18 protein-coding genes are annotated in these 21,623 nt (G+C 69.5%); 8 read left to right on the top strand and 10 right to left on the bottom strand.

The annotated features are described in order from the left end of the window. Positions 1-45 precede the first annotated feature (45 nt). The 4 genes from ACZ4Z4_RS10165 to ACZ4Z4_RS10150 form a co-directional block, all read right to left on the bottom strand. Positions 46-1,146, bottom strand: a complete 1,101-nt coding sequence (locus tag ACZ4Z4_RS10165; protein ID WP_468324857.1) for a substrate-binding domain-containing protein — start codon at positions 1,144-1,146, stop codon at positions 46-48. 122 nt (positions 1,147-1,268) lie between these two features. Beyond that, positions 1,269-2,468, bottom strand: a complete 1,200-nt coding sequence (locus tag ACZ4Z4_RS10160; RefSeq protein ID WP_362991726.1) for an ROK family transcriptional regulator — start codon at positions 2,466-2,468, stop codon at positions 1,269-1,271. 140 nt (positions 2,469-2,608) lie between these two features. Further along, positions 2,609-3,487, bottom strand: a complete 879-nt coding sequence (locus ACZ4Z4_RS10155; protein ID WP_468325755.1) for a DMT family transporter — start codon at positions 3,485-3,487, stop codon at positions 2,609-2,611. 143 nt (positions 3,488-3,630) lie between these two features. Continuing rightward, positions 3,631-4,347: an MmyB family transcriptional regulator gene (locus tag ACZ4Z4_RS10150; protein ID WP_468324854.1), complete on the bottom strand. Its 717-nt coding sequence runs from the start codon at positions 4,345-4,347 to the stop codon at positions 3,631-3,633. A 578-nt stretch (positions 4,348-4,925) separates the two neighbouring features. Here ACZ4Z4_RS10150 and ACZ4Z4_RS10145 point away from each other — a divergent pair. The 8 genes from ACZ4Z4_RS10145 to ACZ4Z4_RS10110 all read left to right on the top strand — a co-directional run bounded on the left by ACZ4Z4_RS10145 (position 4,926) and on the right by ACZ4Z4_RS10110 (position 14,453). Then, complete coding sequence (locus tag ACZ4Z4_RS10145; protein WP_468324852.1) at positions 4,926-6,776, top strand: non-ribosomal peptide synthetase; 1,851 nt, start codon at positions 4,926-4,928, stop codon at positions 6,774-6,776. A gap of 30 nt (positions 6,777-6,806) precedes the next feature. Then, positions 6,807-9,815 (top strand): beta-ketoacyl synthase N-terminal-like domain-containing protein, encoded by a 3,009-nt coding sequence (locus tag ACZ4Z4_RS10140; RefSeq protein ID WP_468324849.1) that lies wholly within the window; start codon positions 6,807-6,809, stop codon positions 9,813-9,815. Continuing rightward, positions 9,808-10,974 (top strand): MupA/Atu3671 family FMN-dependent luciferase-like monooxygenase, encoded by a 1,167-nt coding sequence (locus tag ACZ4Z4_RS10135; protein WP_468324848.1) that lies wholly within the window; start codon positions 9,808-9,810, stop codon positions 10,972-10,974. The genes ACZ4Z4_RS10140 and ACZ4Z4_RS10135 overlap by 8 nt, the downstream gene beginning before the upstream one ends. Positions 10,975-10,977: 3 nt before the next feature. Beyond that, positions 10,978-11,532 (top strand): gamma carbonic anhydrase family protein, encoded by a 555-nt coding sequence (locus ACZ4Z4_RS10130; protein ID WP_468324845.1) that lies wholly within the window; start codon positions 10,978-10,980, stop codon positions 11,530-11,532. After that, entirely contained in the window at positions 11,522-12,268 is a 747-nt protein-coding gene (locus ACZ4Z4_RS10125; protein WP_468324843.1) for a transporter substrate-binding domain-containing protein, read from the top strand. The genes ACZ4Z4_RS10130 and ACZ4Z4_RS10125 overlap by 11 nt, the downstream gene beginning before the upstream one ends. After that, positions 12,265-12,795 carry a flavin reductase family protein gene (locus ACZ4Z4_RS10120; protein WP_468324840.1) on the top strand — a complete coding sequence of 177 codons (531 nt, stop codon included), beginning with the start codon at positions 12,265-12,267 and terminating at the stop codon, positions 12,793-12,795. The genes ACZ4Z4_RS10125 and ACZ4Z4_RS10120 overlap by 4 nt, the downstream gene beginning before the upstream one ends. Then, positions 12,792-14,075, top strand: a complete 1,284-nt coding sequence (locus ACZ4Z4_RS10115; RefSeq protein ID WP_468324837.1) for a homoserine dehydrogenase — start codon at positions 12,792-12,794, stop codon at positions 14,073-14,075. Before ACZ4Z4_RS10120 ends, ACZ4Z4_RS10115 begins: the two co-directional genes overlap by 4 nt. A 75-nt stretch (positions 14,076-14,150) precedes the next feature. Then, positions 14,151-14,453, top strand: coding sequence for a putative quinol monooxygenase (locus ACZ4Z4_RS10110; RefSeq protein ID WP_362991708.1), 303 nt, complete (start codon positions 14,151-14,153; stop codon positions 14,451-14,453). Positions 14,454-14,519: 66 nt separating this feature from the next. On the opposite strand, the gene ACZ4Z4_RS10105 is transcribed toward ACZ4Z4_RS10110, so the two are convergent. From ACZ4Z4_RS10105 to ngcE, 6 genes are all read right to left on the bottom strand, one after another. Next, positions 14,520-15,401, bottom strand: a complete 882-nt coding sequence (locus tag ACZ4Z4_RS10105) for a carbohydrate ABC transporter permease (RefSeq protein WP_468324835.1) — start codon at positions 15,399-15,401, stop codon at positions 14,520-14,522. Beyond that, positions 15,401-16,348, bottom strand: coding sequence for a carbohydrate ABC transporter permease (locus ACZ4Z4_RS10100; RefSeq protein ID WP_468306361.1), 948 nt, complete (start codon positions 16,346-16,348; stop codon positions 15,401-15,403). The genes ACZ4Z4_RS10105 and ACZ4Z4_RS10100 overlap by 1 nt, the downstream gene beginning before the upstream one ends. 27 nt (positions 16,349-16,375) lie before the next feature. Further along, on the bottom strand, positions 16,376-17,638 hold the full coding sequence (locus ACZ4Z4_RS10095) for an extracellular solute-binding protein (protein ID WP_468324833.1): 1,263 nt from the start codon (positions 17,636-17,638) through the stop codon (positions 16,376-16,378). 150 nt (positions 17,639-17,788) lie between these two features. Further along, on the bottom strand, positions 17,789-18,682 hold the full coding sequence (locus tag ACZ4Z4_RS10090) for a carbohydrate ABC transporter permease (RefSeq protein ID WP_468324830.1): 894 nt from the start codon (positions 18,680-18,682) through the stop codon (positions 17,789-17,791). 21 nt (positions 18,683-18,703) lie between these two features. Continuing rightward, complete coding sequence (locus tag ACZ4Z4_RS10085) at positions 18,704-19,651, bottom strand: carbohydrate ABC transporter permease (RefSeq protein WP_468325752.1); 948 nt, start codon at positions 19,649-19,651, stop codon at positions 18,704-18,706. Between the two features lie 119 nt (positions 19,652-19,770). Next, positions 19,771-21,204, bottom strand: a complete 1,434-nt coding sequence (gene ngcE / locus ACZ4Z4_RS10080) for an N-acetylglucosamine/diacetylchitobiose ABC transporter substrate-binding protein (protein WP_468324827.1) — start codon at positions 21,202-21,204, stop codon at positions 19,771-19,773. Between the last annotated feature and the right edge of the window lie 419 nt (positions 21,205-21,623).

The following is a 21,623-nucleotide window of genomic DNA, read 5'->3' as shown; positions in this document are numbered from 1 at the left end:
CTCGGGGGCCGTGTCCCGTAGAGACGGATTTACCGCAAGCGGGCGCTACTTGATACCCGCGGCGTCGCACGCCTTCTTGTACTGGGCGGTGCAGATCTCGCTGACCTTGTACACCTTGTCCTTGACGATCGTGTCCGCGACCTCGTCCTTGGTGATCGCCTGCGCGTCGTACAGCTTGGCCGGGATGCCCTTGAAGTCGCCGCTCAGCGAGTCGACCTTGCGGTCGGTGAGGGTGTCGATGCTCTTGCCCTTGAGCAGGTTCACGGCGATCTCGGCGGTGGTCTCGGCCTCCGGCCGGATCTGCTTGTAGATCGTGTAGTCCTGGTCGCCGCTCAACAGGCGCTGCACGCCCGCGAGTTCGGCGTCCTGGCCGCCGACCGGGACGTCGATGCCGCGCTGCTTGAGGGCGGTGATCACGCCGCCCGCCATGCCGTCGTTGGCGGCGTAGACGCCCTGGATGCCGTCCTTGCCGAGCTTGTCGATCGCGGAGGACATCTTCTTGTTCGCCTCGTCGGGCGACCAGTCCGGGATGTCCTGCTCGTACGCGATCTTCTTGACCTTCTTGTCGAGCACCGAGTGGGCGCCCTTCTTGAAGAAGGGGGCGTTCGGGTCGGTCGGCGAGCCGTTGATCATGACGACGTTGGCGTCCTTGGCCTCGGAGCCGAGCGCCTTGACCATGGCCCCGCCCTGGAGGCGGCCGATCTTCTCGTTGTCGTAACTGACGTAGGCGGCGAGCGGGCCCTCGGCGAGGCGGTCGTACGCGACGACCTTCACGCCCTGCTTGTCGGCCTGCTTGACCCAGGACTTGGTCGACTTGTAGTCGACGGCGTCCAGGATGATCACCTTGACGCCCTGGGTGACGAGGGCGTCGAACTGCTTCTTCTGGTTCTCGATGTCCTGAGCGGCGTTGTTGTACTTGACCTTGCAGTCCGAGCAAAGTTCCTTGATCTTCGCCTCCATGATGGGGCGGTCGAAGGTCTCGTAGCGCGTGGTCTTGTTCTCGGGGAGCAGCAGACCGATGGTCTTGCCGTCGCCGCCGCTGCCCTTGTCTTCGTCGCCGTCTCCGGCCTTGCCGCAGGCGGTCATGGCGAGTGCCATCGAAACCGCGGCCGTGCCTATGACGACGCGACGCGTCATTGCGTTCATGGTGGGGTGCCTCCCTGACGAGGCCGCGTCGTTGCGGCCGAGGTGGCTCGAAGTCAACTCGGCCGCCACACCAGCGTCAAGGAGTAAATCCTTAACGAGATGACAACGGTGCCATGCGTTATCTAAGTGAAGGCAGGGGCGCCCGCAGGCAGCGTTCCGTCCAAAAGGGTCGAATCCCCCATCTCGCTGAGTGCGAGCGCCAGCGCGCCGAGCACCTCGGCGCGGCCGCCGAGCGCCCCGGGCAGGACGGAGAGCTGACGCGCCGCGCTCGGGATCGCGTACCGCCCGACGGACTCCCTGATCGGCCCGAGCACCAGCTCACCGGCCTCGGCGAGGTCGCCGCCGAGCACCACACGGGAGGGGTTGAGGAGGTTGCACAGGTTCGCGACGCCGCTGCCGATGTGCCGTCCGACGTCGGCGATGACGCGCCGGCAGCCGGGGTCGCCGTCCCGGGCGAGGCCGACCACCCGCTCCATGGTCAGGTCGGTGCCGTGGCTCGACTGGAGGAGCGGCAGGACATAGCGGGCGGCGGTGAAGGTCTCCAGGCAGCCGCGGTTGCCGCAGCGGCAGACCGGACCCGACTCGTCGAGCGTGATGTGCCCGATCTCGCCCGCCGTGCCGCCGGGGCCCCGGTAGATCCGCCCGCTGATCACGAGCCCGGCGCCGACACCGCTCGCGACCTTGATGTACGCGAGGTCCCTGACCCCCCGGCCGCTCCCCCAGACCAGCTCGCCGAGCGCGCCGAGGTTGGCGTCGTTGTCGACGTGCACCGGCACGCCGAGGCGGCCGCCCAGCTCCTCGGCGGGCTTGGTGCCGGTCCAGCCCGGCAGGATCGACGTGGAGCCGAGGGTCCCGGACTCCACGTCGATGGGTCCCGGCACGCCGAGCCCCACTCCGGCGATCTTCGTACGGTCCACTCCGGTGGCCGCGATCAACCTGCTGACCAGCTGCTCGGCCCGGTCGAAGCCCTGCGCGGCGGACGCGTCGACGTCGAGCGGCTCGGACTCCTCGGCGAGCACCTGGTGGGCGAGGTTGCCGACCGCCACGCGCAGGTGCGTATGGCCGAAGTCGACGCCGATGACGATGCCGGCGTCACCGCTGAGCGAGACGCTGCGGGCCCGCCTGCCGCCCGCCGAGGTGGGCGTGACCTCGACCGTCCCGCCGTCCTTCAGCTCCCGGACGATGTTGGAGACCGTCGCGGCCGACAGGCCCGTCGTCCTCGCGATCTCCGCCTGCGTGAGCGATCCCGCGAGCCGCACCGCGCGCACGACCCGCTCGAGATTGGCCCGGTGCAGAGACGACTGCGACCCCGGAGTCTCCATTGACTCTCACCCTTTGCCCTCATTCGGGCGACCTGTGGTCTCCCGTGACACCGGCCTCTGGAACGGGTACCGGGCCATGTACAAGTTGTGAACTCCAAACTCCGCTGAAGGAGCTGCCGCAGTCAAGTCGTTGACGGAAATCAGGAGTCGGTCGAGCTCCGCTCCCGCGGCTTGCCCCGCATGCGCGACACCGCGACCCCGGAGAGACAGAGGAGACCACCGAGGAGCGCGAGCCAGCCGGGCACCTCACCGAGGAACAGCCACGACATGAGGATGACGAGCACCGGCACCGCGTAGGTCGTCGTGCCCATCTTCCCCGCGGTGCTGTGGGAGATCGCGTAGGCCCAAGTACTGAACGCGAGGGCGGTCGGGAAGACGCCGAGATACACCACCTGGAGCGTCGCCGACGCCGGGGCGCGGCCCACCTCCGACACGAACTGCCCGACGAACGGCAGGCACGCCACCGCGCCGACGAGCGCGCCGAACGTCGTCACCTGAAGCGGTGTGGCGTGCTTCAGCGTCGGCTTCTGGAGCACCACGCCCACCGCGTACACCACCGCAGCGAGCAGGCACAGCAGCACGCCGAGGACCGAGGAACCGCTGCTGCCCGACGACGTGGCGAGCCCGACCACCACGGCCCCGGCGAACGAGACCGTCATGCCGGCCATCAGTCTGGGCGGGAAGCCCTCCTTGAGCAGCCAGCCGCCGAGGAGCGCCATCAGGATCGGCCCGACGTTGACGATCATCGAGGCCGTCCCGGCGTCCACCTCGCGCTCGCCCCAGTTCAGCGCGACCATGTACGCGCCGAACCAGAGGGCGCCCGACGCGGCGATGCCGAGCCAGGCCTCGCGCGGCGGGAACCCCTCACGCCGGACCAGCAGGATGGCGCCCAGCACGAGGGACGCCACCGCCAGCCGGCCGAAGGCGAGCGCGCCGGGTCCGAAGTGCTCGCCGGAGCTGCGGATCGAGATGAACGACGACGCCCACAGGACCACCGTGACGGAGGCCGCCGCGAGCACGCGGGCGTCGTTCTTCTTCGGCTGCGCCGGCTTCTGGGGCTGCTCCGACTTCTGGGACTGCTCCGGCTTACGGGGCTCGGACTGCCCCGGCGACGACGTGGTCCCTTGTGCCTGTGCCGCCCGTGTCGTTCCCGACTCTCGGCTCACGTGTGTGTCCTCCTGGAAGTCACCGGGTCCGGGCCCGCGGTGGATATGGGGGTCGGGGTCGCGGGCTCGGGCAGCAGCAGGACGTAACGGATCTCCTGCCGGTACGCGGGCAGCAGCACCTGCGACGTGACGGTGATCTCGTCCGGCGAGACGTGCGGGAGGCGCAGGCGGAAGCGGTGCCCCTGCCGGTAGGCGACGACGTTGAGGTCCTGGCTCCATCTGCTCCGGCACTCGGGGTCGTCGAGCACTTCGTCGAGGAGCGCGCCGAGCCGACGGTCGCCGCGGCTCGTCACCAGGGCGAAGCGCAGCTGGGCGAGGTAGACGGCGGCGTGGCCCGGCCAGTCGGTGATCTGCTCGCGCGCCTCGGCCGAGAGGAGGACCCAGCGCAGGAGATTGGCGCCGGGCTCCAGGACCCAGGGGAACCAGGTGGCCATGGTCCCCGTGTGGCCGATGATGTTCCAGGCCTGGTCGACGAGGTAGGCGGGGAACTGCTCCTGTGTGGCGAGGAGTTGGGAGAGGGCGCAGCGGGGCGCCCCGTCGTCTCCGCGGCCGGGCGTGACCGGGTCGGCGTCGGCGTGCACGTTGCCGTAGAGGGCCAGGCGTTCGTCCGGGCCGAGCGCCAGCGCCGTGGAGAGCCGCATGAGCGCGTCGGGGGTGAGCGGCACGCCCGCGTCGCTCTCCAGATTGCGGTACCAGCGTTCGCTCACGGCCATGCGCCGGGCGACTTCTTTCTGCGGCAGCGGCTTGCCGCGCTGCATTCTCTTTCCGGCCGTGGCCCGCCACGCACGCAACAAGTCCGGGAGCCTCGCGGTGTGCTGAACCACCTGGAATTACCTCTCAGTTGCGCCATACACGCGCCATACACGCGTCGTGCAAGGACCCGAATAGGAAACGGGCCCGCCGAAACAAGATCATCACGACCGAGCCCGCATACTACCGTCACTCCGAGAGCACGCAGTGTGATCTCCGGCACCCGCGCCCGGAGCCTCGCCGTTGTCCGGCGCGGCAGCACGGGCCGCCCAACGACCGGCAAATATTTGCCGGTTACCGAACCCGCGGGTGGAGAGCGGCAGATAATTGCCGCTTGACGGTGATCGTTTTTGACTGGAAGCATCGTCGCCAGATGTCACGGAGAGCTTTTCTGTTGCCCTTTCCGTCTCCGTTCGAGTTCCCTTCACGTTCCCCTTCACACTTCCCTTCACTTTTTCTACGCTTTTTTCTGCGCTTTCCCTGAGCGCCCCCCTTTACGTTTCCGTTTCAGGCCGAAACCCCACCCCATGGAGAGTTACCCGTGCAGGCGGTCGACACCCTTTTGAAGCGGGCGTGCGAGAAATTCGCTGACGCGACCGCGATCACCTCCTCTGCCGATTCGATGACGTACTCCGAGCTGTCGACGCGCGCCGCGCGGCTGGCGGACGAGCTGCGGGAGCAGGGCATCGGCAGGGGCGATGTCGTCGGCATTCTCGGGCGGCGCGGCGCTGCGGCCGTCGTCGCCGTCCTCGGCGTGTGGATGTCCGGGGCGATCGTCATGCTCGTCGACGACTCGCTGCCCGAAGTGCGGCGCGAGACGATGCTGGATTCCGGGCCGGTCCGGGCGACCGTCGACTGCGCGGACGGCCACCGTGTCGCGCTGCGGCTCCCCGTTCCCGGGGACGAGGGCGCCACGCCCGCGGACCTGGCCGACGAGGACTACGCGTACATCGCCTTCACCTCGGGCTCCACCGGGCGGCCCAAGGCGATCGTCGGCAGCCACACGGGTCTCTCCCATTTCCTCCAATGGCAGTCGCGCGAATTCGGCATCGGCCCGCACGACCGTTTCGCCCACCTCACCAACCTGTCCTTCGACGTCTGGTTCCGCGACGCCCTGACGCCCCTGATATCCGGTGCCACGCTGTGCGTCCCCGATGAGCGGCACCTCGACGCCGACGGCGTCCTCGCATTCCTGCGGCACCACGAGATCACGGCATTCCACCTGGTCCCTTCGCTCGGCAAGGTGTGGCTGTCCGCCGCCGCGCAGACCGAGCCGCTGCCCGGCGTCCGCCTCTCCTTCTTCGCGGGCGAGCCGCTGGACGGCGCCCTGGTGAGCAGCTGGCAGGGACTCTTCCCCGAGTGCCAGGTGGTGAACCTCTACGGCCCCACCGAGACGACGCTGGCCCAGCACTTCCACCGGGTGCCGCGTGACCCGGCCCCCGGCATCCAGCCCGTGGGCCGCAACCTTCCCGGCTCGCACAGCCATGTCCTGGACGAGAAGCGGGAGTTGTGCCCGGACGGCACCGCCGGTGACATTTACATCGCCGCCGAGCACCCCTCGCACGGATATCTGGTCGACGGGCGGATGGTCTCGCCCTTCGTCGAGCTCCGGATCGACGGGGAGCGGGGCGTCGCCTATCCGACGGGCGATCTCGGCCGGCGCGGCGCGGACGGCGGCCTGGAGGTCCTCGGCCGGGCCGACGACCAGATCAAGATCGCCGGTGTCCGGATCGAGCTCCAGGAGGTCCGCTCCGCGATCCAGTCGCACCCGAGCGTGCGCGACGTGTTCGTCTGCGCGCAGGAGGACCGCTTCACGAAGGTCATCGTGGCCGTCGTGGAGGGCGACCCAGCGGCCGAGCGGGAGCTCCGCGACCATCTGGCCGGGCGCCTGATGAGCGCCATGCTCCCGTCCGCCTACCTCTTCCTGCCCGAGCTGCCGAAGCTGCCCAACGGAAAGGCCGACCGGAAGGCGCTCTCGGAGGCCGCCCGGGTCCACATTCAGGAGCGGGCGGCGCGCACCGCCGAGGAGCGGGCCGCCGCCGCGCGGGAACCGGGTGCGCGGGGCCGCTCGGTGGCCGACCGGCTCGAACGCATCTGGCTCGACGTGGCCGGCGGCGGCACGGGGCCGCTGGCCGACCGCGAGGCGAACTTCTTCGACGTCGGCGGGACCTCCCTGACCATCGTGCTCCTCCACTCCGAGCTCCAGCGCGAGTTCGGCGTCCGCTTCCCGCTGGTCCGCCTCTTCGAGCACGCGTCCTTCAACGCCCAGCGGCGCTTCCTCACCTCCCTGACCGACGGGCCGCGCGACCGCGTGCCGAGCGCCGCGGCCGCCGCCGGCCGTGCCACGCGCAGCCGTGTGCTGTCGGCCCGGGGCGCCCGTCGGCGCCGGTGACCCACTCCCTTTACCCGAGCAAGGATGAACATGGAAAGTGACGACGAGCTGATCGCCATCGTGTCGATGGAGTGCCGGCTGCCGCAGGCCGACGGCGTCGAGGAGTTCTGGCGGAAGCTGGTGGCCGGCGAGAGCGCCCTCAGCGACCTCACGGACGCGGAGGTCGCCTCGGCCGGTGTCCCGGCGGACCAGCGCTCGCGCCCGGACTACGTGAAGCGGGCCGGAGTCCTCGACGGTCTCGCCGAGTTCGACTCCACGTACTTCGGCTACTCGCCGCGCGAGGCGGACATCCTCGACGTGCAGCAGCGCCTCATGCTGGAGTCGTCGGTCTCGCTCCTGGAGCGGGCCAACATCGATCCGCACCGCACCCCCATGCGCGTCGGCGTCTTCGCCGGCTCCGGGATGAGCACGTACCTCTTCGGTGCCCTGCGCCGCCGCGACCTGGTCGAGTCCCTCGGCGAGATGGTCATCCGGCACGGCAACGACAAGGACTTCCTCGCGACGCGGACCTCGTACAAGCTGAATCTGCGCGGCCCCAGCGTCAATGTGCAGACGGCGTGCTCGACCGGTCTCGTGGCCGTCCACTCCGCCGTGCAGAGCCTGCTCCTGAACGAGTGCGACGCGGCCATCGCCGGTGCCGTGCACGTGCGCCTGCCACAGCACGCCGGATACCGCTACCAGGTCGGCGGCGTCCTCTCGCCCGACGGGGTCTGCCGCCCCTTCGACGCGGGCGCCAACGGCACCGTCTTCACCAACGGCATCGGGCTCGTCCTGCTGAAGCGGCTGCGCGACGCGGTGGCCGACGGCGACGAGGTGCACGCCGTGATCGCCGCCTCCGCGGTCAACAACGACGGGGCGGAGAAGGTGAGTTTCACCGCCCCCAGCGTCTCCGGCCAGGTCGACGTGTTGAGCGACGCCCTCCAGATCTCGGGCGCCAAGCAGACGGACATCGCGTACATCGAGGCGCACGGCACGGGGACCGCGCTGGGGGACCCCATCGAGATCGAGGCGATCAAGCAGGCGTACGGCCTCGACGGCGACCCCTGCGGCATCGGCTCGCTCAAGGGCAACTTCGGGCACCTCAACATCGCCGCGGGCATCATCGGCCTGATCAAGGCGGCGCTGGTCCTCAAGCACAAGTACGTGCCGCCGACGGTCAACGTCGACGAGGTCAACCCGGCCCTGGAGCTCGACGGATCGCGTTACTTCGTCACCACCGAGGGCCTGTCCCTCGACCGCGGGACGGACACCTGGGTCGGGGTGAGCGCCTTCGGCATGGGCGGTACGAACGGCCACGTCATCCTCAAGAGCTTCGATCCCGCCCCGGCCGAGCCCGCCGCCGCGCCCGCCGTCCCCGGCACCGCCGAAGGGCCGAGCATCCTCACCTTCTCGGCACGCTCCGAGGCCGCCCTGCGCAACCAGGCCGCCGCGCTCGCCGACCACCTCGCCGCGCATCCGGACACCTCCCTCGCCGCGGCCGCGTACACGCTGCGCGAGGGCAGGACGCTGCACCCCTACCGCGCGTCGCTGGCCGCCGTCGACCGGGCCGAGGCGATCACCCGGCTGCGCACCGGGCGCTACCACCGGGGCGCCGAGGCGGACACCGCCGGCATCGCGTTCGTCTTCGCCGGGCAGGGCACGCAGCGCCCGGCGATGGGCGCCGCGCTCACCGCGACGAACGAGCACTTCGCCCGGCGGCTCGACGAGGCCGTCGACGCGGTGAACGAGCACACCGACTTCGACGTGCGGGCCCACCTCGGCCCCGACGGCGAGGTCGACGGCATCGACACCTCGGTGGCCCAGCCGCTCCTGTTCGCCGTCGAGTACGCCCTCGCGGCCTCGCTCATCGACGCGGGCGTCCGGCCCGGGCACGTCCTCGGCCACAGCCTCGGCGAGATCGTCGCCGCGACCGTCGCGGGCGTCTTCGACCTGCGGACGGCGGCGGCGCTCGTCGCGACGCGGGCACGGCTCATGGGCCGGTGCCCGGCCGGGGCGATGCTCGCCGTGGACCGCCTCGACGCGTTCGCGGACCTGCTGGCCGACGGCGACCTCGTGGTCGCGGCGAGCAACTCCCCCGCGCAGCACGTGCTGTCCGGCACCCACGAGGCCGTCGACGCGGCCGCCGCACGAGCCGCCGACGCCGGGGTCCGGCACCAGCGCCTCGCGACGTCGCACGCCTTCCACTCGCCGCTCATGCGGGACGCCGCCGACGCGTTCCGCGCATTCCTCGGAACCGTCACCCTGCGCGCGCCGCACACCCCGCTGGTCTCGAACATCACCGGCCGCCTCCTCACGGAGTACGAGGCGAGGAGCCCGCACTACTGGGCGGACCACCTGCTGCGCCCCGTCGACTTCGCCGGGTCGATGCGGACGCTGCGGGAGGCGGGCGTGCGCAGGTTCATCGAGATCGGCGCCGGCCGCTCGATGAGCAACCTGGTGCGGGCCAACCTGGCGTCCGAGTCCGGGGCGGAGCTCGAACTCGCGCAGACACTGGGTGAGTCGGAGCACGAGGAGGAGTCGTTCGCGGACGCGGTCGCGCTCGGCTGGGCCGCCGACCCCGAGGTGCCCATCGAGGAGTACGCGCGCGCCCCGCGGATGGTGTCCCTGCCGACGTACGCGTTCGAACGGCACGTGCACTGGGTGGAGCCGGCGCTCGGGTACGTCAGTGCCGCCCCCGAGGCCGCTGCCACCGAGGCCGCTGCGCCAGCGACCGCTCCCCCGCCCGTCTCCGCACCCGCGCCTGCGGCACCCGCTGCCGCCGCCGACGCCGACCCCGACGCCCTCGACGGGCCGACCGAAGAGATCCGCAAGGTCGTCGCGAAGATCTTCGAGACCTTCCTCGGCGGCCCGGCCGCCGACCACGACCGCGAGTTCTTCGAGCTCGGCGGCAACTCGCTCATGGCCATCCAGCTGATCAACAAGCTGCGCGAGACGTTCGAACTGGACTTCTCCGTCCGGGACTTCTACGAGAACAGCTCGGTCACGGCCACCACGAACGTCATCAAGTCACTGCTGCTCCAGGAGCCCGCCCGTGTCTGACAGTTCCTTCCTCGACGCCGGACAGCTGGCGAGCCTCAAGGCGAAGCTCAGGTCCGGGCCCGGACACGAGACCGAGCCCGGGCCCGGCCCCGACGCCCCGCCGCCGCCGTCCCTCCCCGACCTGGGCGTCATCTTCTTCTCGGGCCTGAGCGGCGACAGCGATCCCTACGATCTGCTGCTCGAAGTCTCCCGCTATGTCGACGGGGCCGGGTTCAGCGCCGTCTGGACCCCGGAGCGGCACTTCACCGACGCCGGCGGCGCCTACCCCAACCCGGCCGTCCTAGGCGCCGCCCTCGCGATGATCACCGAGAACGTACGGATCCGGGCGGGCAGCATCAACCTCCCGCTCCACAACGTCCTGCGCGCCGCCGAGGAGTGGGCGCTCGTGGACAACCTCTCCGGCGGGCGCGTGGATCTCGCGGTGGCGCCCGGCTGGCACGCGCGGGACTTCGTCCTCAACCCCGACGCGTTCGAGGACCGCGCCCAGGTGCTCAACCGGTCGCGCGAGCAGTTGCAGGACCTGTGGCGCGGGAACACCGTCCGGCGCACCGACGCCCTGGGCGAGAGCCACGACATCCTGACGTTCCCGCGGCCCGTCCAGCCCGAGCTGCCCGTCTGGCTGACCTCGTCCAAGAGCGAGGACGCGTGGCGGTTCGCGGGCGAGAACGGCTTCAACGTCCTGTCGGCGCTCATCAACTTCGGCCCTCCCGAGCTGAAGAAGCGGATCGACATCTACCGCGAGGCGCGGGCCCGCGTCGGGCTCGACCCGGCGGCCGGCGTCGTGTCGCTGATGCTCCACACCTATGTGGGCGCCGACATGGACGAGGCCGTGGAGACGGTCAGGCCGGCCATGATCGAGTACCTGAGCTCCTTCGTCACCCAGCACGCGACATCCGGCCAGAGCGAGTCGCGCGACAAGTCGGAGACACTGCGCAGTCTCGACCGGGACCGGCAGGAATTCCTGGAGATGGTGTTCCAGCGGTACGTCACGTCGAGCTCGCTCATCGGTGACGCGAAGCAGGCCCGCGCGACCCTTGAGGGCTTCCACGAGATGGGCGTGGACGAGGTCGCCTGCCTCGTCGACTTCGGCCTCTCCAAGGACGAGGTGCTCGCGAGCCTCGCCCGCCTCACCCCGCTGCTCCGGACGAAGGGGGCCTGAGCCGTGAAGACGTACAGCTTCGAGGGCATCGAGCCACGCATCCACCCCAGCGTCTACGCCTTCGACGACGTCGTGGTGATCGGGGACGTCGAGATCGAGGAGGGCGTCAGCCTCTGGCCCGGCGTGACCGTGCGCGGCGACAAGGGCAGCGTGCGGATCGGCCGCGGGTCGAACGTCCAGGACCACGCGATGCTGCACTCGGACCCCGGGCAGCCGCTGACCGTCGGGCCCGACGTGACCATCGCCCACAGCGCGGTGCTGCACGGCTGCTCGGTCGGCGCAGGAACGGTCGTCGGGATCGGTGCGGTCCTGCTGAACGGCGTCTCGGTCGGGGCGAGTTCACGGATCTCCGCGGGTGTGGTGCTCAGCGCCGGACCCGCCCGACCGCCCAGGAGCCTCATCGCGGGCAACCCCGCGACCGTCCTGATGACGCTGAGCGACAGCGACGTGGCCGTGCTCGACGAGACGGCCGCCGAGTACCGGGAGCTGGCCGCGCGGTACCGCGCGGGCCTGCGCCCCCTCGGCCCCCGCCCCGAGGCGGCCGGCGTTGTCGACTAGCGCACGCGACCGCGGGACCCTCCGCGTCGGGTTCCAGCGGCACACTCCACCGTTCTCCTTCACGCACGCGCCGGGCCCGGCGTTCGAACCCGTCGGCTACTCCGTGGACCTGGCCCGCCTCGTCTTCGCGAAGGTCTTCGACGGTACGCGGGCCGCCCCGGCCGTCGAAGCCGTCGAGGTCACGTCCACCACGCGGGAAGGGCTCCTCACCGAGGGCCGCATCGACATCGAGTGCGGGTCGACGACCATCACGGAGGAGCGGCTGCGGCGCTGCGCGTTCAGCCGGCCGATCTTCCGCACCTCGCACCGGATCGCCGTGAAACCCGGCGCGCCGGGATCGGGCCCGCTGCGCGTGATCGGCATCCGGGGCTCGACGAGCCAGGCAGCGCTGGAGAACGCACCGGATCCGGGCTTCGCCTACACCTTCACCGGTGTGCCGTCCATCGGGGCGGCCCTGGACGCCTTCCTCGACGACCCGCTCATCGACGCGATGGTGGCCGACGAGGTGATCCTGCGGACCCTGCTGCGCGGCGACCGGGTCCGGGACGACATCGGCCTGCTCGACGTGCGGCTCGGCGAGGAGTCCTACGGGTTCATGATGCGCAAGGACGACCAGGAGTTCGTCCGCGCCGTCGACGCCGCGCTGGCCGACGTGTTCGCGTCCGACGCGTACCCGAAGCTCCTCGACACGTGGTTCGCCGACGAACTCCCCGACCGGAACAGGCACCTGCGATGAACACCACTCAGACCGTCCCGCCCACACTTCAGGAGACGTTCAAGGACGTCATGGCCTGCGTGGCCACGCCCGTGTCGATCGTGACGGCCCTGGCCCACAACGGCGCGCCGTGCGGTGCGACCGTCAGCGCCTTCTCCTCCCTGTCGGTCTCCCCGCCGATGGTCCTCATCAGCCTGGACAGGCGGTCGCGGACCCTTGAGGTGATCCGTGAGTCGGGGCGCTTCGGGCTCAATGTGCTCGGCGCCGACCAGGACGACCTGGCGCTGGCGTTCGCGTCCAAGGGCGGCGCCGACAAGTTCCGCGGGGCGTCCTGGAGCGTCGAGCACGGCCTGCCCCGCCTCTCCCGCTCCTCGGCGTGGATCGCCTCGACCGTGGCCGACTTCGCGGACGGCGGCGACCACGTCATCGTCCTCGGCCGCGTCGACGCCGCGGAGGCCGCGGCGGGCAGGGCGCCGCTGGTCTACCACCGGCGCCGCTTCGGGACCCACCAGCCGCACCACGACCCCGCCCGGGGGGTGCCGGCATGACGCACCGGGTCAGGGTCGGGCTCCTCGGCTGCGGCACGGTGGGGGCGGACTTCGCCGGGCTGCTGGTCGAGCGGCGGGCGGCGATCGAGTCCGTCACGGGCCTGTCCCTGGAGCTCGTACGGATAGCGGTGCGCGACCCGGCCAAGCCGCGGCCGCCCGCGCTGGACGCGGAACTGTTCACCGGCGACGCCCACGACGTGGTCAAGGCCGACGACGTCGACCTCGTGGTCGAGCTGATCGGCGGCACGTCGGCCGCGGCCGAGCTGGTCATGGCGGCACTGGACGCCGGAAAACCCGTCGTGACCGCCAACAAGGAGCTCATCGCGAGCGCGGGCCCCGCCCTGTTCGCCGCGGCCGACCGGGCGGGCGTCGACCTCTTCTTCGAGGCCGCCGCAGTGGCCGCGGTGCCCATCCTGCGCCCCCTGCGGGAGTCCTTGCAGGCGGAGGACGTCACACGGGTCGTCGGCATCGTCAACGGCACCACCAACTACATGCTGACCCGCATGACCGCCGACGGCCTCGACTTCGGCGAGGCGCTGGCGCAGGCGCAGGAGCTGGGGTACGCGGAGCCCGACGCGACCGCCGACGTCGAGGGCGCCGACGCGGCGTCCAAGATCGCCATCCTCGCCTCGCTGGCCTTCAACCGGTCGGTGGTGGCGGACGACGTCAGCAGGGAGGGCATCGCCGGTCTGGAGCGGGAGGACTTCGAGCTGGCCGACCGGTTCGGGTTCGACATCAAGCTCCTCGCCGTGGCGGAGCGCTTCCCCGGGGGCGGGGCGGTGGGCGCCCAGGTCTTCCCCGCCCTGATCGGGCGCGAGCACCCGCTGGCCAGCGTCCGTGACAGCTACAACGCGGTGTTCCTCACCACCTCCGCCGCCGGAGAGCTCATGTTCTACGGGCACGGGGCGGGCCCCCGCCCGTCCGCGTCGGCGATCCTCGGTGACGTGGCGGGCGCGGCGGACCAGCTGGTGCGCGGCACGCACCGGCGCGTCCCGGTCGGCCCGCCCGCGGTCATGCGGCCGACGCGGGAGCTGGTGCACTCGTACTACGTCCGCGCGGACGTCGATGAGGCGCCGGGCGTCCTGTCCGAGGTGACGGGGGTGTTCGCGCGGCACGGCGTGTCGATCCGCACGGTGGACCAGCACGGTTCGGAGTCGCGGGCCCGCATCGTGTTCCTCACGTTCCCCGCGCCCGAGCACGCGCTGCACGCGGCGCTGGACGAGCTGCGGGGTCTTGACCAGGTGCGGCGGGTGGGCCGGGTGCTGCGCATCTACAAGTAGCCACCCACGGCGCCCCGTTGACGCCGCACCGACACCAACAGCACAGCACAGCACAGCACCAGAGGAGTCTCCCCCATGTCCCAGCCGATCCAGCTCGTCATCCACATCACCACCCAGCCGGGCCGCGGCAAGGAGCAGATCGCCGCCTTCGAGCGCCTCGCGCCGCTCGTCCGGGCCGAGGACGGCTGCCTCCAGTACGACCTGCACCAGGTGAGCGGCGAGCCCGACCGGTTCGTCCTCATCGAGCGGTGGGCGTCGCAGGAGGCGCTCGACGCGCACGACGCCACCCCGCACATGGTCGAGGCCGACGCGGCGAGCCCCGCGTTCCGTGCCGGTCCCGCCCAGGTCGTACGACTCGACGCCGAGCCGCTCGCCTGACGCGCGCCCGCAGCCGAAGAACGGCCGCCCGGATGCCTCCGGACGGCCGTTCCGCGTATCCGTCCGCTACTTGACGGATCCCGCCGTGAGGCCCGACACCACATGCCTCTCGATGAACGCGAACAACACGATGACCGGCACGATCGCCACGACGGACGCGGCGAAGAGGTAGTTCCACTGCACCGTGTAGTTGCCGATGAAGTTGTTGATGCCGACCGTCAGCGGCTGTTTGTCCGGTTCGGTGGTGAGGGTGAGGCCCATCACGAACTCGTTCCAGGACGTGATGAAGGTGAAGATCACGGCCGTGACGACGCCGGGCAGGGCGAGCGGCAGGGTCACCTTGATCATGGCGCCGAAGCGGCTGGTGCCGTCCACCATGGCGGCCTCCTCCAGCTCCGGCGGGATCGAGCTGATGTAGGCCGTCAGGATCCACACCGCGAACGCGAGGTTGAACGCCGCGTTGGTGAGGATCAGCGTCCACACCGAGTTGAGCATGTCCAGCTGGTGGAACTGGCGGTAGAGGCCGACCAGGAGCGCCGTGGGCTGGAACATCTGGGTGACGAGGACGAGGAGCAGGAAGAGCTTGCGGCCGCGGTAGCGCATGCGTGCCGTGTAGTAGGCGGCGGGCAGCGAGACGAGCAGGACCAGCAGGGTGGCGCCGCCGGCGACGAGCAGCGTCACCTGGAGGTTCTGGCCGAGCTCGGACTCCTTCCACACGTCGACGAAGTTGGCCCACTCCAGGTTCTGGGGCAGGTAGGTGCGGTCGCGGAGCTCCTCCTTGGGGCGGAGCGCGGTGACGATCATCTCCAGGTACGGCGCGAGGAAGATCGCGGCGATGAGCCACGCGCAGGCCGTGATGACCAGGGTGCGGGGCCGGAAGGCGCGCTTCGCCGGCTTCGGCGCGTCGTCCTTCCGGGGCGCGGGGCGGGTCGCCGTCGCGGTGGCCATCAGTCCTCCTCGTTCCACCGGCTGACCTTCAGGAAGATCAGCACGAGCACCACGACCATCAGGAAGTTGACGACCGACATGGCCGCGGACTCACCGATGTCGGTCTCCTTCAGCTTGTACATGAACACCATCGACGTGGAGGTGTCGTAGCCCGGGCCGCCCTGGGTCATGGCCCAGATGATCGGGAAGGAGTTGAAGACGTTGATGAGGTTGATGACGACACCGACGAGGAAGGCGGGCCGCAGCATCGGCAGGGTGATGTGGCGGTACGTCTGCCAGGTGCCCGCGCCGTCGATGCGCGACGCCTCGTAGACGTCCTGCGGGATGGTCTGGAGACCCGCCAGGAGCGTGTACGTGGTGAAGGGCAGCGACACGAAGACGGCGACGGCCATCATCCACGGCCAGGCGGTCTCCGGCTTGCCGAGCCAGTCCTTGGAGCTGTCGATGAGGCCGAGGTCGAGCATCAGGGTGTTGAGCACGCCCGCGGTCTGGTTGAGCATCCACTTGAAGCCGATGGCGGTCATCAGGACGGATGCCGCCCAGGGGGCGATGAGCGCCCAGCGGGTGATGCGGCGGCCGGGGAACTTCTGGTTGAACAGCTGGGCGAGGGCGAGCGAGAGCAGCATCGTCGCGGTGACGACGACGATCGTCCAGATCACGGTCCAGGTGAGGACGGCGCCGAAGTCGCTCTCCTCGAAGAGCTTCTTGAACTTGTCGGTCCCGGCGCTGCCGCGCACCTTGCCGGAGATGGAGATGTTGAGGAACGAGGTGCGGATCAGCTCGACGACGGGCCAGACGACCACGGCGAGGATCAGCAGGATGACGGGCGCTATCCAGGGCAGCGGGCCGAGCCGGGCCAGGCCGCTGCGGCGGCTCACCGGCCTGGGTGCGCGCCCGCCCCGTCCCCGGCCGGACCCGGCCGGGGACGGAGGGGCCTTCAGCGACACGGAAACTCCTTCGTTCGGCGTCGGCCGCTACTTGGCGTCGGCCGCCGCCGACTCCGCCTTCTTCTGGAGGTCGCCGAGGACCTGCTTCGGGTCGTCGGAGACGGCCTTGCCGCCGGTCTTCTTCATCTCCGCGGAGACGAGGTCCCAGGAGGTGTCGCCGAGGGGGTAGAACTTGGCGTTCGGCAGGACCTCGAAGAACGGCTCCAGGTCCTTGTGCTTGCCGTTGGTCTGCATCTCCTTGAGCGCGTCCTGGGTGACGGGCATCAGGTTGTACATCTCGTCGAACGCCAGCATCTTCTTGGAGTACGTGAAGTCCAGGAACTTCTTCACGCCCTCCTTCTCCGCGCCGCCGTCCTTGAACGCCATCATCCAGTCGGCCACGCCGAGGGTGGACTCCAGCGGGCCCTCCTTGCCGGGGATGGGCGTGACGCCGTAGTCGACCTTGCCCTCCTTGGCCATCTGGATGAGGCTCGGGTGGCCGTTGAGCATGCCGACCTTGCCGGCCGCGAAGTCCGCGAAGGCCGTCTTGCGGTCGGTGGAGGCGGGGTTGGCGTAGGTGAGGCCGGGCTTGACCAGGTTGGTCTTCAGCCACTCGAAGGTCTCGATGTTCTGCGGGCTGTCGATCGTGTACTTGCCGTCCGCGTCGGTGTATCCGCCGCCGTTGCCGAGCTCCCACATCATCGTCTCGCCCTGGGTCTCCTCGGGGCCGAGCGGCAGGGCGTAGGGGGTCTCGGCGGCCTTCTTGGCCTTGATCTTCTTCGCGGCGTCGGCGAGCTCGGCCCACGTCTTCGGCGGGGACTTGATGCCGGCCTTCTTGAAGACGGACTTGTTGTAGAACATGACGCGGGCGGAGGAGACCCACGGGATGCCGTACTGCGTGCCGTCGACCTCGCCGGCCTTGGCGAAGGAGGGGATGAGGTTGTCGCGCGTCTTGGCGGACAGCACCTCGTCGGCCTTGTAGAGCAGGTCGTCGGCGACCTTGTCGGCGTAGCCGCCGGTCTGGAGCAGGTCGGGCTCGTTGCCCGCCTGGATCATGTTCTTGACGGACTTGTCGATCTCGTTCCAGTTGATGACCTGGACGTCGACCTTGTAGCCCTTGTTGGCCGCCTCGAACTCCTTCTTGACCTCGGCCCAGTAGACCTTGGAGGCGTTGGAGGCCTTGTCGCCGTAGTCGGCGGCGACAAGCTTGATCGTCTTGCTGTCGCCGCTGTCGCTGTCGCCGCCGCAGGCGGTGAGTCCCAGCGCCATGGCGAGTGTTGCCGCGCCGGTGGCGACTATTCGGTTCCTCATGCTGTTTTCAACCCTTCGACATCGGTGTCGACTTGAGCGCTTCCAGTCGCCCCCCGCGGCGCCGTGGCGCAGACACTACTCACGGCCCGATTCGCCTCGACAGGCCTAGACCACTTTCGTGGCCAAGCTGAAATCACCTGCCTCACCTGGTCACTTGAGGGCTCCCGCCGTCAGACCGGCCTGTACCTGTCGCTGGAAGACGGTGTAGACCACGAGCACCGGGAGCATGGCGATGGTGAGGCCCGCGAAGAGCGCTCCCCAGTCGCCCCGGTAGCCCTGCGAGACGGCGAGCGAGGCGAGCCCCTGCGGCAGCACGTAGCTCTTCTCGTCCTCGTTGTTGAGCAGCAGCGGCAGCAGGTACTGGTTCCACTGGCCGAGGAAGTTGAAGATGCCGATGCTGACGAGGCCGGGCTTGGCCATCGGCAGCATGATCTGGAAGAAGGTGCGGGTGTGCGAGGCTCCGTCGACCATCGCCGCCTCCTGCACGCCGGTCGGCAGCGTGCGGAAGAAGGAGGTGAGGAAGAAGGTGGTGAAGGGCAGTGAGTACGCGATGTACGCGATCATCAGCCCCGGCCGGGTGTCGAGGAGGCCGAAGTTCTCCATGACCGCGAAGAGCGGGACGAGCGCCAGGATGACGGGGAACATCATGCCGCCCGCGAACAGCATGAAGACGACGCGGTTGCCGGGGAAGGTGAAGCGGGCGATGACGTAGGCCGCCATCGAGCCGAGCAGCATGGTGCCGGTCAGCGAACCGGCCAGGATGATCAGTGAGTTGACGGTGTACTGGCCGATGTTGGCCTTGTTCCACGCGTTGGTGAAGTTCTCCCAGTGGAAGGAGGCGGGCCAGCCCATCGGATCGCTGAGGATCTCGGCCGAGGGGCGGAACGCGGTGAGGGCGACCCAGATCAGGGGCCCGGCGGCGAGGATCACCCACAGGACGAGGAAGGCGTGCGAGAAGACGTTGAGGGTGGTGCCCGTCTCCTTCTCGCGGCCGGGCGCGTCGGTGGTGGCGGGGCGGGGCGCGGTGGTGGTCGTGGTGGTCATGATGCAGTGGCTCCCGCGGTCTCAGTATTCGATCCGGTCGCGGTTCCCGACCCGCATGACGATCAGGGAGAACGCCATGCTCAGGACGAGAAGGACCACGCCGATGGAGGTGGCGTAGCCGTACTGGCCGTCCCGGAACCGTTCGTAGAGGAAGACCGGGGTCACCTTCAGGACGTGCGGCGGCACCATGACCAGGCAGATGGCGAACGTGTCGAGTGCCTGGATGCCCATGTAGATCCAGCCGGTGCGCACGGTGTCCCAGATCAGCGGGAGCGTGACGTTGAAGAAGGTGCGGGCGCGGCCCGCGCCGTCGAGCAGCGCCGCCTCGTAGATCTCCTTGGGGACGGCGCCCATCGCCGCGGAGAACAGCACGACGTAGAAGCCGACGAAGCTCCAGCTGATCACGGTGAGCAGCGCGATGAGGGCGAGCCCCTGGTCGCCGCCGAGCCAGGCGGGCCCGTCGATGCCGAGCTTGTCGAGGCCGCCGTTGATCAGGCCGCTGTTGGTGTTGAAGACGCGGCCCCAGACCACGGCGATGATGGCGACGGAGAGGACCTGCGGGAAGAAGTAGACGACCTTGTAGACCGAGGAGCCCGCGACGCCCGCGATGGCCTGTCCCCTGCGGTGCCGGCCACCCGAGGTGATCATGAAGGCGAAGAACATGCCGAGCACGAGCGTGACGACCGGGGCGATGACCAGCAGCAGGGCGCTGACCTGGAGCGAGTCCCAGAAGCGGTCGTCGTTCCACATCTTCTCGTAGTTGTCGAACCCGATGAAGTTCGCGACCGGGCCGCCGGACCAGTCGGTGAACGAGTAGTAGATCGCCTGGAGGAACGGCGAGATGACGAAGAGCGCGTAGAACGCCAGCGGCACGGCGAGGAAGCCCACGATGAAGCGGTACTTGTCGAGCGTGCGGTAGCGCCGGTCGTAGCGGACGCGGCGGGGGGTGAAGCGGGGCGGCAGCAGCATCGAGACGCCGAGCAGCAGGCGATGTGCCGGACGGGGCGGAGCCGTGGGCCCCGCCCCCTTCTTCCGCGCGGGTTCCGGGGGTGGCGGGCTCTCCACCCGGGTGTCGGTCTTCACGCCGCTCAGGCCTTCTTGACCTTGGTGATGTCGGGGTCCTTCAGGATCCGCTCGGCGGCCTTCTCCATGGTGTCCATCGCCTGCTTGGCCCCGATCTGGCCCTGCATGAACTTGTGGATCATGTTGTTGAAGTCCTCGCGGAACAGTTCGTTGTACCAGTCCATGAACTGGGGGATGACGATGTTCTCGCCGGCGGCCTTGATCGCGGCCTGCGCGCTCGCCGTGCCCGAGGGCAGCTTCTGGCCGTCGATGGCGCCCTTGACGACCGGCATCGACCCGATCTCCTTGAAGAGGTTGAGCGCGGCCTCCTTGCTGTACATCATCCGCAGCCACTCCAGGCCGCCCTGCCGGTTCTTGGCCTTGGCGGGCACGATGAAGGGCTCACCGGCGGGGGCGTAGAGCGTGCCGAAGGGCAGCTTGTCGCCGGAGTCCAGCGACGGGGTGGCGCCCACCGTCATCGCGAAGTCCTTCGGCGTGGTGTCCTTCGCCTCGTTCTCCACCCAGGAACCGTTGGGCACGAAGAGGCACTTGCCCTCCTTCGTCCAGGCGGTCTGCATCTCGGTGTGCGCCTCGGTGCCGTCGAACCCGGTCAGCACGTACTTCTTGGCGACCAGCTCCTCCCAGGCCTCGAAGACGTCCTTGACCGCGTCGTGCTTCCAGGCGCCCGGCTCCAGGTAGTCCATGGCGGTGGTGACCTCGCGGCCGCCGCGCTGGGCGAACATGGCGTACATGCTGAAGAACATGTAGCGCGGGTGGCCGCCCGGGTAGCTCCAGCCGTGGATGCCCTTGGCCTTGGCCTTCTTGCAGACGGCGAGCATCTCGTCCCAGGTCTTGGGATACGAGGAGTCGAGCCCGTCCTCCAGGAGCTTCTTCGAGTACCAGTTGCCGTACACGGTGAGCGCGATGTTGAGCTGGTAGCACTCGCGGCCGCCGAAGCGGCCCATCTGCTCCACGACCGGTACGAGGGTCTCGCGCACGGTGACGTTCGGGTCGTCCCAGGAGGGCGCGTCCAGCACCTCGCTGAGGTCGGCGACCTGCTTGTTGTGCACCAGCTTGCCGGGGTTCATCTGGTCGGCGCCGGAGTTGTTGACGACGTCCGCTGTGGGCTTGCCGCGGACGATCTTCGGCTGGACCTGGGTGGCGATCTTCTCGGTGGGCTTCTGCTCGGGGTCGGACTTCGGGTACTTCTTGGCGTACATGTCCGTGACGTACTGGGCGTACTTGTCGCCGTACCCGCCGTTGAAGATGTAGACGGTGAGCCCGGCGTCCGCCTTCACGCCGAGCGGGTTCTTCTTGCTCTTCTCGCCCTTCTCGGCCTTGTTCTCCCCGCCGCCGCCGCTGGCGCAGGAGCTCAGCGCCCCCACGGCGGGCACCGCGAGCAGACCGGCGGCCGCCGCCCTCTTCATGACATCACGACGGTTGACGCTGGTGGATCCCATGCTCAAGTCCTCGCCTTCTCCAGGACTCAGGCGGTGAACCGGACCCTCCCCGGCACCGCGGTGGTGTGAAGCTGGGGTCGTGCGCCGGGTTCTCCCACCGGCCGGGGCAGTTGACGTCGGACGCGACAGGTATAGTCCACTCGCCGCCGGGTGGGCAAGATCGAATACGACTTTGCCCGGCAGCCTTGTCCGAGTTGAGACCTGCGGCGATCCCCGGTCGGGACCGGCGACGATCCCCGCCCGAAACCTCTCGCACATCACCCCCGGAACCCGTGGACTTTCGCGCCGGTTTCCATGGACTTTCCCTCGGGTCACCCGAGTGGCGGGCGATCGTACGCCCCGTCAGCAGCCTTGACACCACTCGTCACTTGCCGCCCTACTAGAGCTTGCGCAGCGACCGTGACAACGTTGTCCAACTC

This window comes from Streptomyces sp. NPDC030245 (assembly GCF_055572995.1).
This window is presented reverse-complemented; position numbering and strand designations above follow the sequence as displayed.

Coding starts and splice junctions, on each gene's coding strand:
- ACZ4Z4_RS10165 (WP_468324857.1), bottom strand. CDS start 1,146: ATGAACGCAATGACGCGTCGCGTCGTCATAGGCACGGCCGCGGTTTCG.
- ACZ4Z4_RS10160 (WP_362991726.1), bottom strand. CDS start 2,468: ATGGAGACTCCGGGGTCGCAGTCGTCTCTGCACCGGGCCAATCTCGAG.
- ACZ4Z4_RS10150 (WP_468324854.1), bottom strand. CDS start 4,347: ATGGCCGTGAGCGAACGCTGGTACCGCAATCTGGAGAGCGACGCGGGC.
- ACZ4Z4_RS10140 (WP_468324849.1), top strand. CDS start 6,807: ATGGAAAGTGACGACGAGCTGATCGCCATCGTGTCGATGGAGTGCCGG.
- ACZ4Z4_RS10120 (WP_468324840.1), top strand. CDS start 12,265: ATGAACACCACTCAGACCGTCCCGCCCACACTTCAGGAGACGTTCAAG.
- ACZ4Z4_RS10115 (WP_468324837.1), top strand. CDS start 12,792: ATGACGCACCGGGTCAGGGTCGGGCTCCTCGGCTGCGGCACGGTGGGG.
- ACZ4Z4_RS10110 (WP_362991708.1), top strand. CDS start 14,151: ATGTCCCAGCCGATCCAGCTCGTCATCCACATCACCACCCAGCCGGGC.
- ACZ4Z4_RS10105 (WP_468324835.1), bottom strand. CDS start 15,401: ATGGCCACCGCGACGGCGACCCGCCCCGCGCCCCGGAAGGACGACGCG.
- ACZ4Z4_RS10095 (WP_468324833.1), bottom strand. CDS start 17,638: ATGAGGAACCGAATAGTCGCCACCGGCGCGGCAACACTCGCCATGGCG.
- ACZ4Z4_RS10090 (WP_468324830.1), bottom strand. CDS start 18,682: ATGACCACCACGACCACCACCGCGCCCCGCCCCGCCACCACCGACGCG.
- ACZ4Z4_RS10085 (WP_468325752.1), bottom strand. CDS start 19,651: ATGCTGCTGCCGCCCCGCTTCACCCCCCGCCGCGTCCGCTACGACCGG.
- ngcE (WP_468324827.1), bottom strand. CDS start 21,204: ATGGGATCCACCAGCGTCAACCGTCGTGATGTCATGAAGAGGGCGGCG.